The organism is Rhodanobacter sp. FW106-HT46G03, assembly GCF_058789895.1.
Genome location: NZ_JBYTCC010000001.1, coordinates 2,502,349 through 2,517,847, shown reverse-complemented (window position 1 = coordinate 2,517,847; position 15,499 = coordinate 2,502,349). Strand labels below are relative to the sequence as shown.

The 15,499-nt window shown below is 66.5% G+C and carries 17 protein-coding genes; 12 read left to right on the top strand and 5 right to left on the bottom strand.

The features are described from left to right. Positions 1–89: 89 nt before the first annotated feature. From rpsP to rplS, 4 genes are read left to right on the top strand one after another with little or no spacing between them, the layout of a single operon-like run. Positions 90–344, top strand: coding sequence for a 30S ribosomal protein S16 (gene rpsP / locus AC3WP6_RS11135; RefSeq protein WP_492627774.1), 255 nt, complete (start codon positions 90–92; stop codon positions 342–344). Between the two features lie 2 nt (positions 345–346). Further along, positions 347–862, top strand: a complete 516-nt coding sequence (gene rimM, locus AC3WP6_RS11130; protein ID WP_492627773.1) for a ribosome maturation factor RimM — start codon at positions 347–349, stop codon at positions 860–862. A 4-nt stretch (positions 863–866) separates the two neighbouring features. Beyond that, complete coding sequence (trmD, locus tag AC3WP6_RS11125; protein WP_492627772.1) at positions 867–1,643, top strand: tRNA (guanosine(37)-N1)-methyltransferase TrmD; 777 nt, start codon at positions 867–869, stop codon at positions 1,641–1,643. Between the two features lie 42 nt (positions 1,644–1,685). Then, positions 1,686–2,084: a 50S ribosomal protein L19 gene (rplS, locus tag AC3WP6_RS11120; protein ID WP_492627771.1), complete on the top strand. Its 399-nt coding sequence runs from the start codon at positions 1,686–1,688 to the stop codon at positions 2,082–2,084. Positions 2,085–2,162: 78 nt separating this feature from the next. Here rplS and AC3WP6_RS11115 read toward each other — a convergent pair whose 3' ends face one another. Next, positions 2,163–4,205, bottom strand: a complete 2,043-nt coding sequence (locus AC3WP6_RS11115) for an EAL domain-containing response regulator (protein WP_492627770.1) — start codon at positions 4,203–4,205, stop codon at positions 2,163–2,165. Between the two features lie 205 nt (positions 4,206–4,410). After that, positions 4,411–5,436, bottom strand: a complete 1,026-nt coding sequence (gene epmB / locus AC3WP6_RS11110) for an EF-P beta-lysylation protein EpmB (protein ID WP_492627769.1) — start codon at positions 5,434–5,436, stop codon at positions 4,411–4,413. Between the two features lie 117 nt (positions 5,437–5,553). Between epmB and efp the strand changes: the two genes are divergently transcribed. The 6 genes from efp to folE2 all read left to right on the top strand — a co-directional run bounded on the left by efp (position 5,554) and on the right by folE2 (position 10,953). After that, positions 5,554–6,123 carry an elongation factor P gene (gene efp, locus AC3WP6_RS11105; protein WP_492627768.1) on the top strand — a complete coding sequence of 190 codons (570 nt, stop codon included), beginning with the start codon at positions 5,554–5,556 and terminating at the stop codon, positions 6,121–6,123. A gap of 81 nt (positions 6,124–6,204) precedes the next feature. Then, positions 6,205–7,536 (top strand): TRZ/ATZ family hydrolase, encoded by a 1,332-nt coding sequence (locus tag AC3WP6_RS11100; protein ID WP_492627767.1) that lies wholly within the window; start codon positions 6,205–6,207, stop codon positions 7,534–7,536. A gap of 79 nt (positions 7,537–7,615) precedes the next feature. Continuing rightward, on the top strand, positions 7,616–8,323 hold the full coding sequence (ubiG, locus tag AC3WP6_RS11095; protein WP_492627766.1) for a bifunctional 2-polyprenyl-6-hydroxyphenol methylase/3-demethylubiquinol 3-O-methyltransferase UbiG: 708 nt from the start codon (positions 7,616–7,618) through the stop codon (positions 8,321–8,323). Beyond that, entirely contained in the window at positions 8,320–8,994 is a 675-nt protein-coding gene (locus tag AC3WP6_RS11090; RefSeq protein ID WP_492627765.1) for an HAD family hydrolase, read from the top strand. The genes ubiG and AC3WP6_RS11090 overlap by 4 nt, the downstream gene beginning before the upstream one ends. After that, on the top strand, positions 8,991–9,890 hold the full coding sequence (locus AC3WP6_RS11085; RefSeq protein ID WP_492627764.1) for a squalene/phytoene synthase family protein: 900 nt from the start codon (positions 8,991–8,993) through the stop codon (positions 9,888–9,890). Before AC3WP6_RS11090 ends, AC3WP6_RS11085 begins: the two co-directional genes overlap by 4 nt. A 121-nt stretch (positions 9,891–10,011) precedes the next feature. Next, positions 10,012–10,953, top strand: coding sequence for a GTP cyclohydrolase FolE2 (gene folE2, locus AC3WP6_RS11080; RefSeq protein ID WP_492627763.1), 942 nt, complete (start codon positions 10,012–10,014; stop codon positions 10,951–10,953). Between the two features lie 10 nt (positions 10,954–10,963). On the opposite strand, the gene yidD is transcribed toward folE2, so the two are convergent. Continuing rightward, entirely contained in the window at positions 10,964–11,236 is a 273-nt protein-coding gene (gene yidD, locus AC3WP6_RS11075) for a membrane protein insertion efficiency factor YidD (RefSeq protein WP_492627762.1), read from the bottom strand. 114 nt (positions 11,237–11,350) lie between these two features. Between yidD and dksA the strand changes: the two genes are divergently transcribed. Next, on the top strand, positions 11,351–12,544 hold the full coding sequence (dksA, locus tag AC3WP6_RS11070; RefSeq protein ID WP_492627761.1) for an RNA polymerase-binding protein DksA: 1,194 nt from the start codon (positions 11,351–11,353) through the stop codon (positions 12,542–12,544). A 72-nt stretch (positions 12,545–12,616) separates the two neighbouring features. On the opposite strand, the gene AC3WP6_RS11065 is transcribed toward dksA, so the two are convergent. Both AC3WP6_RS11065 and cysS read right to left on the bottom strand, forming a co-directional pair. After that, positions 12,617–13,066 (bottom strand): SufE family protein, encoded by a 450-nt coding sequence (locus AC3WP6_RS11065; RefSeq protein ID WP_492627760.1) that lies wholly within the window; start codon positions 13,064–13,066, stop codon positions 12,617–12,619. A 208-nt stretch (positions 13,067–13,274) separates the two neighbouring features. Beyond that, on the bottom strand, positions 13,275–14,651 hold the full coding sequence (gene cysS, locus AC3WP6_RS11060) for a cysteine--tRNA ligase (RefSeq protein ID WP_492627759.1): 1,377 nt from the start codon (positions 14,649–14,651) through the stop codon (positions 13,275–13,277). Positions 14,652–14,817: 166 nt separating this feature from the next. Between cysS and AC3WP6_RS11055 the strand changes: the two genes are divergently transcribed. Next, positions 14,818–15,348, top strand: a complete 531-nt coding sequence (locus AC3WP6_RS11055) for a glycine zipper 2TM domain-containing protein (RefSeq protein WP_492627758.1) — start codon at positions 14,818–14,820, stop codon at positions 15,346–15,348. Positions 15,349–15,499 lie beyond the last annotated feature (151 nt).

The following is a 15,499-nucleotide window of genomic DNA, read 5'->3' as shown; positions in this document are numbered from 1 at the left end:
TTTCCTGCTTCCACCCTTAAAATGCCGCGTTTACCGCGCATGCCCTCGTGCGCGTGGCCGGCACCGCCGGCATCTCTGGAGCAATCATCATGGTCAAGATTCGTCTTTCGCGCGGTGGCGCCAAGGGCCGCCCGTTCTACCACGTCGTGGTCACCGACCAGCGCAACAAGCGCGATGGCCGCAATATCGAGAGCCTGGGGTATTACAACCCGGTGGCGCTCGGCAAGGACAAGCGCCTTGAGCTGAACGTCGAGCGGGTCAAGGAGTGGGTGGGCAAAGGCGCCCAGCTTAGTGACAAGGTTGCCGCTTTGGTGAAGGAAGCCGGCAAGCAGCAGGCGGCCTGATCGTGGCGGCAGCCGGTCGGCGCGTCCCGCTGGGGCGCATCGTCGGGCTGCACGGCGTGCAGGGCTGGGTCAAGCTGGAGTCCTGGACCGAGCCGCGCACGCAGATTTTTGGTTACCGCCCCTGGCTGCTTGGCAAAGCGCCGGACGCGGTGACGGAAATCGATGGCGCAAGCGGCCATCCGCAAGGCAAGGGCCTGGTGGCCCATTTGCCCGGCGTGGATGATCGCGATGCGGCGGCATTGCTGGTCGGCAGCGATATCTTCATCGCGCGCGAGCAGTTGCCGGTCGCGGGCAAGGACGAGTTTTACTGGGTCGACCTCGAAGGACTCGAGGTCGTCACCACGCAGGGCGTTGCGCTGGGACGGGTCAGCCACCTGTTCGCGACCGGCGCCAACGACGTGGTGGTGGTGCGGGACGGCACGCGCGAGCGGCTGATTCCGTTCATCCAGGGCAGTGTCGTGCGGTCGGTGGATCTCGATGCCGGGCGCATGGTGGTGGATTGGGACCCGGAGTTCTAGGGTCGTGCGGATCGATGTCGTCACGCTGTTTCCCGACTTTGTGCGCGCATGCGCCGAGGTCGGCGTGGTGGGCCGCGCGCAGCGGCGCAAGCTGCTGCAGGTGGAAACCTGGAACCCGCGCGACTACGCCACTGACCACTACCGTACCGTCGATGGCCGCACCTGCGGCGGCGGGCCGGGAATGGTCATGCTGATCGAGCCCTTGCGCGCCGCGTTCAAGGCGATGCGCGCGGCGGCACCGGAGCCGGCGCATGTGGTTTACCTGAGCCCGCAGGGAGCGCGGCTCACGCAAGACAGGGTGGAAGCGCTGGCGAAACGGCCGCGCATCGCCCTCCTGTGCGGGCGTTACGAGGGAGTGGATGCGCGTTTCCTGGCGCATGAGGTCGACGAGGAGCTTTCCATCGGCGACTACGTGTTGTCCGGGGGCGAGCTGGGTGCCGCGGTGGTGATCGACGCCGTGGGCAGGTTGCAGGATGGCGCGTTGAACGACGCGCAGTCCGCGGAGCAGGATTCGTTTTCCACCGGCCTGCTCGACTGCCCGCATTACGCGAAGCCGGTGAGCGACGCGTATGGCGAGGTACCGCCGGTACTGCTGGCCGGCGACCACGCGGCGATCCGCCGCTGGCGCCTGAAGCAGGCGCTGGGACGGACCTGGCTGCGGCGTCCGGATCTGTTGGCGCAGCGTGCGTTGGATGCGGAATCCCGCGCGCTGCTGGAAGAATTCCGCCGCGAATACCTCGCGGCGGGTGGACTTGATGCGACGACGGATCGTCGCCCGTGAGAACCCCGTCGGCAGGGAAGGCCGCAAACCATTGAGGTCGCCATGAACAAGATCATCGAACAGTTCGAAGCCGAGCAGATCACCCGCCCCTTGCCGGAGTTCGGCGCTGGCGACACCGTGGTGGTGAACGTCAAGGTGAAGGAAGGCACCCGCGAGCGCGTACAGGCGTTCGAGGGCATCGTCATCGCCAAGCGCAACCGCGGGCTGCATTCGGCCTTCACCGTGCGCAAGATGTCGCACGGCACCGGTGTGGAGCGCGTGTTCCAGGCGCACAGCCCGGCGATCGATTCGATCCAGGTGAAGCGCAAGGGCAAGGTGCGCGCCGCCAAGCTGTATTACCTGCGTGGCTTGGAAGGCAAGGCCGCGCGCATCAAGGAAGACATCGCCGGTGCGGCAGCGGCGAAGGCCGCCCACAAGGCGGCGCAGGCGGCTGCCGAGTAATCGGCGCATCCCGGATGCAACGAAAACCCGCGGATCGCTCCGCGGGTTTTTTGTTGTCGCGTGGTGCAGGCACGCAGGTCAGTCGAGGCGCTGCGGCACCTGCAGGAAGTGGCCTTGCACGAAATCGACTCCGGCGGCGAACAGCAGCGAAGTGCTGGTGGCGTCTTCCACCCACTCGGTAATCACCTGCTTCTTGAGTTCGTGGGCCTGGGCGCACAACTCGGCGATCTTTTTCTGGTTTTCCGGGTGGTGCGGCAGATCCGCCATGTAGCTGCGGTCGAGTTTGAGGAAATCCGCATCGACGTGGGCCAGCAGCTGGAACGAGTTGAGTCCGGAGCCGAATTGTTCGAGCGCAAACAGGCCACCCAGGCGCTTCCACTGGGTGACGAATTCCTGGGCTGGGCGCAGCAGCGTCATCACCTTGCTTTCGGTCGCCTCCAACACCAGCCGACCGCGCTTCATGCCGGTTTGTCTGATCTGTTCGGCGAGCCACGGCACCAGGCTTGAATCCTGCAGCGAGGCAGTGGTGAGCTTGACGAAGTAGGTGGTGTGGGCGCCCTGCCGTTCGCGCCGCCGCAGGGCGTCGAATGCGTGGCCCAGCACCCAGCGGTCGATCGCGGTGCTCAGGCCGTGCTTGTCGGCGATCGGCAGAAACACGCCCGGCATCACTTCGCCCTGTGGACCGTTCATGCGCAACAGGATTTCCGAGTAGTCGCCGTCGGCATCCTGCAGGCTTACGGTCTGCTGGTGATAGAGCAGCAGGCTGTTGTCGGCCAGTGACCGTTTGACCAGCTCCAGCCACGCCAGTTCGCGCTTGGCATCCGCTTTTTCGCGCGCCGACGGGTCGTGCAGTTCTGTCGTGTTGCCGCCCTGGTCGACGGCGGCGCGCAAGGCGTGGCTGGCTTGATCGAGCAGCAGGTCGGTGTTGGCGTTTTTTTCACCCATCAGGCAACCGCCGATGCTCACGGTGATGCTGATCGAGCGGTTGCCGGCATCGAAGATGGCGCCGTTCACGGCGGTGTGCAGCTGGTTCATCCAGTCGCGGATGGCATCGTCCGAACGCGGCGACAGGAGGATGCCGAAAGTGTGTTCGGCGAGCACGCCGGCATCGTCCTGTTCGCCGAGCAGGGAACGGACGCGACCGGCCAGGCCGGCGACCAGCTCGTCGGCTTTGCCCAGCCCGACGGTGGCCGCGATGGCCGGCCAGTTGTCCGGCACGATCAGCAGCAGGGAGTGCCCCTTGGCGCCTGCTGCAGCCGCATGTACGGCGTCTTCGATGCGTTCAAGCAAGTGCGCGCGGGTGTACAGGCCGGTCACCTGGTCACGCTTCAGTTGCTCGAGCACGGCTGGGGCGACCGCCTGCTCGCGGAACACGAGTTGCAGGCAAGGTTCGCCTTCAAACGTGGCGGAGGCGAAGTCCACCATGGCGGCAAACGTGCCGCCGTCGGCGCGCCGGGCACGCAGGCTCACCGGGCCGGGCGGCTTCTCCTGCTTGTCCTGGCCGCGCAGCAGGGCCTTGAAGCTGTCGACGTCGGCCGGATCGATCATGTCGAGGATCGTCAGGCCGAGCAGATCGTCGAACTCCGTGTAGCCGAAGGTGTCGAGGTAAGCCTGGTTGGCGCGCACATGCACGCCTTCGTGCACGTAGGCGATGGCGTCGCGCGACGAGTCGAGCAGGGCCTCACAGCGGCGTTCCAGCTCGTGCTGCATGGCCTCCAGCCGGCGTACCTGCCGGCGCGTCTGCAGGGCGTCGAACTCGCGTTTGATCACGGACAGGAGCTGTCCCGGCAAGCTGCGCGCGCCGATGCCGTGCACGCCCTGCTCGAAGAGCTCGGCTCCGGTTCGGTTGTCGAGCGTGCCGACGAGACCGAGCAGCGCGTAGTCGCGGCCGGTCGCGTCCAACAGCTTGACCACGTCCGGCAGCGCAATGGAGCCGTTGGCCGGGTCGAACAGCACCAGATCGGGTTCGAGCTCGACCAGCGCCGCCTGCACCTGCGCGTTGTCGACGGCCCGTGCCGGCCGTACCGCGATGCCGGTATTGCGCAACAAGCTGATGATCTGCTCGGCTTCATCGACAAGGTGTTCGACGAAGAGGATGCGGATGACGAAGTCTTTTTTCATGGGATCGCAAAGTGACGTGGTGCCGTGAAGCGAACCGATCGATCCTGATGGGCGCTGGCAGAACACCGGTTGTAACGGATTGGCCGGCGAACCGCCAGCCGCAGGTGGTGAAGCCCGGGTGATGCATCATGCTCCCGAGTCGGTTCGCGCCGGCGCGGGCGACGCCGGCGGTACGTTGCCCTACCATGCGCCCGGCTTCGGCCATCTATTCCACAACCGGCGTCTTGGATGCTTCGCCGCTGATCTCGCGCACCAGCCTGGGCACGAGGTAACCGGACAGCCGCCCGCGAACCTCTTCCATGATGGCCAGTGCACGGGTGTCGGGCACCTCGAAATGCGCGGTGCCTTTGACCTTGTCGAGCTGGTGCAGGTAGTACGGCAGCACCCCGGCGGCGAACATGCGCTCGGACAGGTTGGCGATGGCGTCGGCGCTGTCGTTGACCCCGCGCAGCATCACCGACTGGTTGAGCAACGTGGCGCCAGCCGCCTGCATGCGCGCGCAGGCATCGTCCACGCTGGCGTCGAACTCGTTGGCGTGGTTGGCGTGGATCACCACCACTTTTTGCAGCGGCAGCGCGGCCAGCCAGTCGATGAACTCGGCGTCGATGCGCTCGGGCAGCACGATCGGCAGCCGGCTGTGGATGCGCAGGCGGATGATGTGCGGCAGGTTGGGCAGCTGGTCGGTCAGCTCGGCGAGCTTTTTGGTGGTGAGCGACAGCGGATCGCCGCCGGAAAGGATCAGCTCGTTGATCGAGGTGTCCTTGCGCAGGTAATCCAGCGCCTCGCGCCAGTGGGCGGAAGCCGCCATTTCCTCGGCATACGGAAAGTGCCGGCGGAAGCAGTAGCGGCAGTTGACCGCGCAGCTGCCGCTGGCGATCAGCAGCGCGCGGCGCTCGTACTTGTGCAACACGCCCTTGGCCTCGATCACCTCCATGTCGCCCACGGCATCGAGCGTGTAGCCGGGCACGTCGTCCAGCTCAGCCATCTGCGGCAGCACCTGCAGCAGCAGCGGATCATTCGGATCGCCCTGGCACATGCGCGCCACGAAGCCGCGCGGCACGCGCAACTGGAAGCCGGCGTCGTCGGCCGGCAGGCGGTCGGCAAGGTGGGAGAGCCCGACCAGGTCGAGCAGTTCGTGACCGTCGGTGACGGCGTTGCGCCACAAGGCGCGCCAGTCGGCGACGGGGTTGGCGGCAGGCGTAATGCGTGCGTCGGGGCTTGCAGTTATCATGTGTGACCCTGTCCGGGTCGTGCCGGACCCTGTGAACCATTCAATTTTATCGGTGCGCCACGACACTCGGGTCGTCGCGGCGCAGGCTTATCCCATCGACATTCTGGAGCACACCGCATGGCCACCGCTGGTCTCAATGACGTCAAGAAGGGCATGAAGATCCTTCACAACAACGACCCGTGGGTCATTTCCGAGGCCGAGTTCATCAAGCCCGGCAAAGGGCAGGCGTTCACCCGCATCTTCATCCGCAACCTGAAGACCGGGCGCACCACCGAGCAGACCATGAAGTCGAGCGACTCGTTCGAAGTGGCCGACGTCACCGACACCGACATGCAGTATCTCTACACCGATGGTGAATTCTGGCACTTCATGCAGCCCGATACCTTTGAGCAGCATCAAGCGACCAAGGCCGGTGTCGGCGATGCCGCAAAGTGGCTGAAGGGCGAGGAAGAGTGCGTGGTGACGCTGTTCAACGGCGAAATCATCGCGGTGCAGCCGCCCAACTTCGTCGAGCTGAAGATCACCGAGACCGATCCGGGCGTGCGCGGTGATACCTCGGGCGGCGGCGGCAAGCCGGCCACGCTGGAAACCGGCGCCGTCGTGCGCGTGCCGCTGTTTGTCGGCCAGGACGAGGTGATCAAGGTCGACACCCGCACCGGCGAATACGTGAGCCGCGTCGGCAAGTAAGCCGGCACGCGCCGGTTTGGCAAAGGGCGGCGCCGCAAGGCCGGCCGCCCTTTGCGCATCCGGCCACGGGAAACCTTCCAGATGAGTGAATTGCCGTTGCAGGATATCGACCTTCTGATCGAGGCGCGCTGGGTGCTGCCGATCGAACCCAGTGGCGTGGTGCTTGACGACCACGCCGTGGCGGTGGATGGCGACCGCATTGTCGGCGTGCTGCCGATCGCCGCCGCGCGCGCCGCGTACCGCGCGCGCGAGACCGTGGCGCTGCCCGAGCACGCGCTGATCCCCGGCCTGGTCAATGCGCACACGCACAATCCGATGACGCTGCTGCGCGGGTTGGCCGACGACCTGCCGCTGATGACCTGGCTTACCGAGCATATCTGGCCGGCGGAGGCCAAGGTGCTCGGCGCCGAATTCGTGCGCGACGGCGTGGAGCTGGCCGTGGCCGAGATGCTGCGCGGCGGCACCACGTGCGCCAACGAAAACTACTTTTTCCCGGATGCGATTGGCGCGACATACCGCAAACTCGGCTTTCGCGCCGTGGTCGGCCTGCCGGTGATCGAGTTCCCCACGCCGTGGGCGAAAACGCAGGACGAGTATTTCGAGCGCGCGGCCGCCGTGCATGACAGCTTTCGCGGCGAAGCGCTGCTCACCACCGCGTTTGCGCCGCATGCGCCGTACACCGTGTCGGACGAGAGTTTTGCCCGCATCCGCCTGCTGGCCGACCAGCTCGACGTCCCGGTGCACCTGCACCTGCACGAGACGGCACACGAGGTGGAGGACGAGAAGCAGAAGAGCGGCCTGCGCCCGTTCCAGCGGTTGCAGAAGCTGGGGCTGGTCAACGACCGCCTGATCGCCGTGCACATGACGCAGCTGACCGACGGCGAGATCGCCGCCTGTGCCGAGGCCGGGGTGTCGGTGGTGCACTGCCCGGAGTCGAACCTCAAGCTTGCCTCGGGGTTTTGCCCGGCGGAAAAGCTGCGTCGCGCCGGGGTGAATCTCGCGCTTGGCACCGATGGGTGTGCGTCCAACAACGATCTGGACATGTTCGGCGAGATGCGCACCGCCGCGCTGCTGGCGAAGGCCGTGGCGCAGGACGCCTCGGCGTTCGATGCCGCCTTTGCGCTGCACGCGGCCACGCTGGGCAGCGCAAAGGCGATCGGGCTGGATGCGCGCATCGGTTCGATCGAAATCGGCAAGCAGGCCGATCTCGCCGCGGTACGCTTGTCCGACATCGAGACCCAGCCGCTGTTCCACGTGGCCTCGCAGCTGGTGTATGCCGCCGGGCGCCGGCAGGTGAGCGACGTGTGGATCGCCGGCAAGCGCAAGCTGGCCGACCGCGTGCTGGTGGACATGGACCTGGATGCGATCGGTGCCCGGACGCGTGCCTGGCGCGAGCGCATCGCGGCACACTGAGCGCTCCCGCGCCTTGTGGCAGATCACGGCGCGCGTACCGTGTGCCCCATAGACTCGCGTTTCGTGTGGAGGAGTTGCAATGCCTGTGGCCGCCAATGTCAGTGCCGCCGAAATCGCCCGCTTCGACGAGCTTGCCTCGCGCTGGTGGGATCCGGACGGCGAGTCGCGCCCGCTGCATGACCTGAACCCGGTGCGGCTGGATTACATCGCGCAGCGGGTGCCCTTGCGCGGTGCGCGCGTGGCTGATGTCGGTTGCGGCGGCGGCCTCTTGAGCGAAGCCTTGGCAAAGGCCGGTGCGCAGGTGACCGGCATCGACCTCGGCGAGCGGGTGATCGACATTGCGCGCCTGCACCTGCACGAGTCGGCACTGACGGTGGACTATCGCCGGCAGTCGTCGGCGGAGCTCGCCCAGGCCGAGCCGGCTGCGTTCGATGTGGTGTGCTGCATGGAGCTGATCGAGCACGTGCCCGATCCGGCCGCCCTGGTGGTTGACCTGGCTGCGATGCTGAAACCCGGTGGCCGGCTCTTCATGTCCACCTTGAACCGCACGCCGGCGGCGTTTGGCGCGGCGATCCTTGGTGCGGAATACCTGTTGCGCCTGCTACCGCGCGGCACGCACCACTACGCGCAATTCCTCAAGCCGTCCGAGCTGGCGCGGCTGCTGCGGCATGCCGGGCTCGAACCGGACGATGTCAGCGGACTGGGCTACGACCCGCTGCGGCGCAAGGCATGGCAGAGCCGCGTCACGGCGGTGAATTACCTTTTGTGCGCGCGGAAACCGGCGTGAGGGCGCTGCCAAACGTCCTCGATGGCGTGCTGTTCGATCTCGATGGCACGCTGGTGGACAGTGCCGCCGACCTGCATGCCGCGCTTGCGGTTTATTGCGCTGAAGTCCGCGCGGCCGTGCCGCCGTACGCGGCCGTGCGCGCCGTGGTGTCGCGCGGCAGTCGCGCGATCCTGCGCTGTGCCTTTGCCGAGGACGACGCTGCCCTCGCCCCGCGCGTGGCCCGCTATCTCGCGATTTACCGCGACATGCTCGCTACCCGTACCCGGCCGTTCGCGGGTATCGCCAAGTTGCTGGGCGCGATGGAAGGCGCCGGTCTGCGTTGGGGCATCGTCACCAACAAGCCGGGTTTTCTTGCCGACGAGCTGGTGCGCCGCCTTGGCTGGGGCACGCGTGCAGCTGCCGTCGTCAGCGGCGACACCCTGCCGGTGAAAAAGCCCGATCCGGCACCGGTGCTGCTGGCTTGTGAACGGGCCGGCGTGCGTCCGGCGCACGGTGTCTTCGTCGGCGACGACGCGCGCGACGTCGAGGCCAGCCATGCGGCTGGCATGTTTGCCATCGCGGTCGAATGGGGTTATCTCAACGACGAGGATCCGCACGCCTGGGGCGCCGATGCTGTGGTGGCCACACCGCCTGCGTTGGCGCGTTTGCTCGGGCTGGGAGTGGCGGCGTGAGCGAGTCAGACGAACAGGCCGACGCGGTGGAAGCAGCGCCGCCATCCGCGCCACCGACGCCACTGCAGGCGATCCAGAGCTATGTCGACAAGTGGCTCACGGTGCAGCCAGCGCAACATCTGGCGCTGGTGTTCGTCAAACCGGAGCGCTATCTCGGCCACCTTGCGCTGGCAGCGCTGGAGCAGGAGATCATTGCCGCCGCCTACGGCATTCGCGAGCCGACGGTGGCACTCAACAAACTCAACTGGTGGGCGGAAGAACTCTCCGGCGCGATGGTCACCGGTGGCCACCACCCGCTGACCCAGGCGCTGTTTGCCGATCCGCGTGCGCAGGAGATTTCGGCCGAGCTGTGGATGGCTCCGGCGCTCGCCGCCATGGCGCAATTTGAAGACGGCACGCCAGCGGATTTTGCCGCCCAGCTGCTGGCGGCCACGCCGATGCACGGGGCGCTGGCGCGGCTGGAAACGGCATGGTGGTACGGGCCTGCGGCCAATGCGACGCGCGCCGAACGCGAGGCAGTGCTCAGCCATGTACTGCACGTGCTGCGCCGGCTTGAGGACGATGCCGACCGCGACCGCCTGCCGCTGCCGATGGCGCAGCTCGCGCGTTACGACCTCGCGCGCAATGCGCTGGCAACCCCCAGCGCTGCCCGCAACGGCGCCATCGGCGCCCAGCTCGAGGACATCCAGGCGGCCTGGCGCGAGGCTGCGTGCTTGCCCGGGCCGCTCAGCGTGTTCCGCGCACTGGAATCGTATGAGGCGCGGCGCCTGCTGCGCCATTCGCGACGTGCCGGCGACGTGCTCAAGGCCTTGCAGCATGGGCAGCACAGCAATTACGGCACGACCTGGGCCGCCTGGCGCGCGGCGTCGCGCTGGCAGCGCCACACCAGCAGCTGAGAGAGCCGGGAAAGCGTCGCCAAAACACAGCGTTTCCGCCAGCGCACTGTTGCAACCGGTGCGATAGCCCCCATATTGGCGGCTTCGATAACGTCGCGGCACACTGTTTTTGGAACTCCGCATGCAAAGTCATGAAACCACCGCCCGCCGGATGCCGGATGTGGCGACCCAGGCCCAGCCGCAATTGCATGGTGCACTGGACTGGGTTGGCATGGATGGCGTCCAGACCCGCGTGGCGTTCGACGCCGGTGACGGCGAGGTGCAAAAGCTCGCGGCCCAGGTTGGTGTATTCGTCAATCTGACGCGGCCGGATCGGCGCGGCATCCACATGTCGCGGCTCTACCTGCTGGTCGACCGTGGCCTCGGTGGGCAGCCGCTTGGTGCGGCCATGCTCGAGAATCTGCTGCGCGAGTTGCTCGCTTCGCATGCCGGGCTGGCGGATCGCGCACGGCTGCATCTGGCGTTCCATGCGCTGGTGCGCCGCCGCGCGCTGCGCAGTGAGCACAGTGGCTGGCGCGATTACCCGGTCAGCGTTGATGCCAGCCTCGACGCGACGGGCTTCCACCTGGAGTTCGGCACCGAGGTGGTGTATTCCTCGACCTGTCCGGCGTCGGCGGCGTTGGCGCGCCAGCTGATCCAGGATCAATTCGCACACGATTTTGCCGAAGGCGCGGCGGTCGAGCGCTCTGCGGTGCTGGCGTGGCTGGGCAGCGAGCGCGGCATTGTCGCCACCCCGCATGCGCAGCGCAGCGTCGCACGGCTCGCCCTGCGCCTCGCGCCCGGCGCGGCGTTCGATCTCGTCGGTACGCTCGATCACGTCGAGCAGGCGTTGGGTACGCCGGTGCAGACTGCCGTGAAGCGCGAGGACGAGCAGGCGTTTGCGCTGGCCAACGGCGGCAACCTGATGTTTTGCGAAGATGCGGCACGCCGCATTCAGCGCGCCTTGAACGCCGACGCACGCGTGGCCGATTTCCGGGTGCGGGTCGAGCATCAGGAAAGCCTGCATCCGCATGACGCCGTGGCGTTTGCGAGCAAAGGTGTTGCCGGCGGTTACGAGGCCTGATCGGCGACGCTCAGTGCCGGTGATGGTCGTCGTGGACGCGCTCCCAGCGCGGAAACACGAAGCGCTCGGGCACCGGGTCGTCGCCGCCCTCGCAATACGGCTGGCAGCGCAGGAGCCGCCACGCCGTCAAGAGGCAGCCACGCAAGGGGCCGAAGCGGTGGATGGCGATCCGTGCATAATCGGAGCAACTGGGGTAGAAACGACAACGTTTTCCCAACAGCGGGCTGATCCAGCGTTTGTACTGGCGCAGCAAAAATAGCAATGGTCGGGCAACGAGGCTCAAATCGGCAGCACGGCGGGCTTCGGGAAGGCTTGCAAGTATCCCAGAAGCTGGCTTGCCGGTGCAGGATACATGGGCTATAACACCCGGCCGCCACGGCAAAAACGGTGAAGGAATATGGCGAAAACCACGCGCAGTTCGACCTCCGCCAAATCGACCAAGGGGAAGGTACCGGCCCGGGCGCGTGACGCCGCGGTGGGCAAGGCAAAACCGGTGGCAGCCCGGCCGTCGAAGGCGGGCGCCAGAAAGCCGGCAACCAAGCCGGTTGCCAAGAAGCCCGCCGCGCGCAAGCCGGCGGCCACCAAGGCGGTTGCCAAGCCGGCGGTGAAGAAATCCGCCGCCAGGCCGATGAAGAAGACAGCGGCGGGCAAGGCAAAGCCGACGGTCAAGTTGCCCGCAGCACGGAAGCCGGCAACACAGAAGACGGCGGTGAAGAAGCCGGTGGCAAAGACGCCGGTTGCAAAGAAACCCGTGGCAAAGAAGCCCGTGGCAAAGAAGCCCGTGGCGACCAGGCAGACGGCCAAGCCGGTTGCCCGGAAGCCGATGCCGTCGACAAAACCGGTGGCGACAAAAACCACCAGGGTCGCCAGCCACGCCAAGTCGGGTGTCGCGGCCAAGCCGGCAGCGCATGCGCACAAGGAGCCGGTCCACCAGCACAAGGAGCCGGCACACGCGTTGCCCCACGTGGCCAAGCCGATGCCGCCGGCAGCAACGTTCAAGCGGCCGCTGCCGAAAGGCAAGGTCGCCACGGCAACCACGATGGTGCTGCCGCGCGGTTTGCAGCACCCCCACCCCTCGCCAACGAAAAACGCCTTATCCGCAATGAATAAATCTGCTGCAAAGACCAAAGACGATGGCATTACCCGTGAAGATGGGCGCTACGCCTTGCCTGCGACCTCGCAGATCTCCTTGCCGAAGGGTTATCACCCTGCGGAGAACGAGGAGTACATGAACCCGAAGCATCTCGCGTATTTCCGCGACAAACTGCGCGACTGGCGCGCGCAGTTGGTGGAAGAGTCGCGGCAGACCATCGACAACCTGCGCGATGAAGTGCGCGATGTGGGGGACGAGGCCGAGCGCGCCACGCGCGAGACCGAGAACTCGCTGGAGCTGCGCACCCGCGACCGCTACCGCAAGCTGATCGCCAAGATCGACAAGGCGCTGCGCCGCATTGAAGACGGCAGCTACGGCTATTGCGAAGAGACCGACGAGGAGATTGGCATCGAGCGCCTGGACGCGCGTCCCATTGCCACGCTGTCGCTCGATGCGCAGGAGCGACGCGAGCATTTGCAAAAGCAAATGGGCGACTGACCATCGCACGCACCGCTGCAACGAAAAGCCCCGTAACCTGCGGGGCTTTTCGCATCCGGTGACTTGAGTTGGTTACTTGCCGCCGGCCGCGACGGCGGCAGCGTAGCCCTTGAGTTTTTTCAGCGTGGAGGCCAAGCCGTTTGAACGGGTTGGCGACAGATGCTTGGCCAGGCCGATGGCCTGGATGAACTCGGGCTCGGTGGCGACGATTTCTGCCGCCGAGCGGTCCGAATACACGCGCAACACCAGCCGCAGCAGACCGGAAACGATGGCGGAGTCGCTGGTTGCCTCGAAGTGCATGCACTGCGCGTTGCCGCTGGGCACCAGCCACACCATCGACTGGCAACCCTGCACGCGCCATTCCTCCACCTTGTACTGGTCGGCCAGCGGCGGCAGCTCGCGACCAATGTCGATCAAATACTGGTAACGCTCACTCCAGTCGGTGAAGTAGGCGAACTCTTCGGCAATGTCGCGCTGCGCCTGGGCGGCGTCGCCGGTGGTGGTCGTTGCAGTGGCATCCATGTGCGCATTATCGCGCGTCACGTTGCGACCGGCGGGTGACGCATGTCACCTGGGGTGCGGCGGTGGAAACCGGGCAGGCGAGGCAAGGCGGTTTTACGCCCGTTTGCGGGGTGGTTTGCGGCCCCTTGGGGACAGTGGGCAGAGCAAAGTGCGGCCAAGACGGCACCGTCGCCTGGGTCTCGGCCGCCCAGGCGCCCAGGCAGTGCGATCACGCCTTGCTGATGCTCCAGCGCGTGCCGTTTGCGCCGTCCTCGATCGTCACGCCCATCGCCGTCAGCTCGTCGCGGATGGCATCGGCGCGGGCGAAGTCGCGCGCGCCGCGCGCGGCGCGGCGCGCTTCCAGCAAGGCTTCGACGTGGGCCGCATCGATATCCGGGTTGCCGCTGCGCTGGAACCAGTCCCGGGGCTTCTGCTGCAACAGGCCAAGCAGCGCACCGCCGCCGAGCAGTTCGGCTTTCGCCCGTGGCGTACGCTCGCGGCGTGCGGCATCGGCGAGCAACGCCAGTTCGGCCAGCGCCTGCGGCGTGTTGAGGTCGTCGCACAGCGCGGCTTCGATCTTTGCCGGTACCGGCAAGGGAGCTGCGGTAGGGGCGATATCCGCAAGATCGCGCAGCACGCGGTACCAGCCATCCAGCGTGCTGGCCGCCTGCTGCAACGAGTCGTTGGACCAGTCCAGCGGCTGCCGGTAATGGCCACTCATCAAGCGCAGGCGCAGGGCTTCGGCGGGATGCTGCTGCAGGGCGGCATGCAGTTGCAGCACGTTGCCGAGCGATTTGGACATCTTGCGGCCGTCGAAGGTGAGCATGCCGTTGTGCAGCCACCAGCGTGCAAAAGTCTTGCCGCCATGCGCGCAGGTGGATTGCGCCACCTCGTTTTCGTGGTGCGGGAACAGCAGATCCACGCCGCCGGCGTGGATGTCGATGGTTTCGCCCAGATGTGCGGCGCTCATCGCCGAGCACTCGATGTGCCAGCCGGGACGACCACGCCCCCACGGGCTGTCCCAGCCTGGCAACTCCGGCGTGGAAGGTTTCCACAAGACGAAATCGGCCGGGTTTTTCTTGTACGGCGCCACTTCGATGCGCGCGCCGGCGATCAGTTCGTCGGTATCGCGGCCCGAGAGCTTGCCGTAATCGGGGTAGCTCGAAACGTCGAACAGCACGTGGCCATCGGCGGCGTACGCGTGGCCGCCGGCGATCAGGTTTTCGATCATCGCGATGATCGGCGCGATGTGTTCGGTGGCGCATGGCTCGACGTCGGGCGGCGCAATGCCCAGCTGCGCCATGTCCGCGCGATAAGCCGCCGTGAACCTGTCGGTGATGGTGCCGATCGGCACGTGCTGGTCGAGCGCCGCGGCGTTGATCTTGTCGTCGACGTCGGTGATGTTGCGCGCGTACACCACGTGCGGGTAATGCCGGCGCAGGAGCTTCGCCAGTACGTCGAACACCACTGGCCCGCGCGCATTGCCGACGTGCACGTAGTTGTAGACCGTGGGGCCGCACACGTACATCGTCACCCGCTCGGGATCGAGCGGCACGAACACTTCGGTGCGGCGGGTGAGGCTGTTGTAGAGCGAAATCGGCGGCATCGGCGTTCCGGGCGAAGTGCGGCAGGCAAGCCGCGCATCTTAACAAGGTGTAAGCGCACGACGCGGCGCGACGTCGCATGGTGGCGATTCTAAGCCTTGATTCAGTGTGGTTTTGCTGCAATCGGCAATGCGGAGAGCCCGCATTCGACGTCGTCCGGAGTTCACCATGCACAAGCCGTTTCTCGCCGTGTTGCTGCTGGCGCTGACTGCCACTGCTGCGCAGGCCCAGAACACGCGCTACGCCAATGCCGGCAGCGCCGACGCGCATTACGGCTGGGCCGACGTGCTGCGCGTGGACCCGGTGTACGCCGTCACCCGCACCCAGGTGCCGCGCCAGCAGTGTTACGACGAGCAGGTGGTGCAGCAGGATCGCGGCAACAGCACCGCCGGCACCATCCTTGGCGCGGTGGTGGGCGGCGTGCTCGGCAACACCATCGGCAAGGGTGATGGCCGCAAGGCCGCCACGGTGGTTGGCGCAGTGGCGGGTGGCGCGGTGGGCAATCGCGTTTCCGACCACGGCGGCAGCTACGCCACCACGCAAACCCGCTGCCGCGAGGTGAGCGCGGTGAGCGAGCAGCGCCAGATCATGGGTTATGACGTCGAATACCGCTATCGCGGCGAGGTGTACGAGTCACGCCTCAACTACGACCCGGGCGAGCGCCTGCGCGTGCGGGTGAGCGTGACGCCGGCCGATTGACCGGGCATGTTGCATAGCAGCGAAAATGCCGGCATGATGCAGGCTCGCTCGACCGGAACCATGATGTCTTCAGCCGCCTATACCGCCAATGTCCTGACCAGCGCCCGCATGGCCGCCGGCATGACTTCGCGCGCGCGCCGACCGTCGGGTA

What these genes read in the sequence shown, in the direction of transcription:
- rpsP (WP_492627774.1), top strand. Translation starts at nt 90, where the DNA reads ATGGTCAAGATTCGTCTTTCGCGCGGTGGCGCCAAGGGCCGCCCGTTC.
- rplS (WP_492627771.1), top strand. Translation starts at nt 1,686, where the DNA reads ATGAACAAGATCATCGAACAGTTCGAAGCCGAGCAGATCACCCGCCCC.
- AC3WP6_RS11115 (WP_492627770.1), bottom strand. Translation starts at nt 4,205, where the DNA reads ATGAAAAAAGACTTCGTCATCCGCATCCTCTTCGTCGAACACCTTGTC.
- epmB (WP_492627769.1), bottom strand. Translation starts at nt 5,436, where the DNA reads ATGATAACTGCAAGCCCCGACGCACGCATTACGCCTGCCGCCAACCCC.
- efp (WP_492627768.1), top strand. Translation starts at nt 5,554, where the DNA reads ATGGCCACCGCTGGTCTCAATGACGTCAAGAAGGGCATGAAGATCCTT.
- AC3WP6_RS11100 (WP_492627767.1), top strand. Translation starts at nt 6,205, where the DNA reads ATGAGTGAATTGCCGTTGCAGGATATCGACCTTCTGATCGAGGCGCGC.
- ubiG (WP_492627766.1), top strand. Translation starts at nt 7,616, where the DNA reads ATGCCTGTGGCCGCCAATGTCAGTGCCGCCGAAATCGCCCGCTTCGAC.
- folE2 (WP_492627763.1), top strand. Translation starts at nt 10,012, where the DNA reads ATGCAAAGTCATGAAACCACCGCCCGCCGGATGCCGGATGTGGCGACC.
- dksA (WP_492627761.1), top strand. Translation starts at nt 11,351, where the DNA reads ATGGCGAAAACCACGCGCAGTTCGACCTCCGCCAAATCGACCAAGGGG.
- AC3WP6_RS11065 (WP_492627760.1), bottom strand. Translation starts at nt 13,066, where the DNA reads ATGGATGCCACTGCAACGACCACCACCGGCGACGCCGCCCAGGCGCAG.
- cysS (WP_492627759.1), bottom strand. Translation starts at nt 14,651, where the DNA reads ATGCCGCCGATTTCGCTCTACAACAGCCTCACCCGCCGCACCGAAGTG.
- AC3WP6_RS11055 (WP_492627758.1), top strand. Translation starts at nt 14,818, where the DNA reads ATGCACAAGCCGTTTCTCGCCGTGTTGCTGCTGGCGCTGACTGCCACT.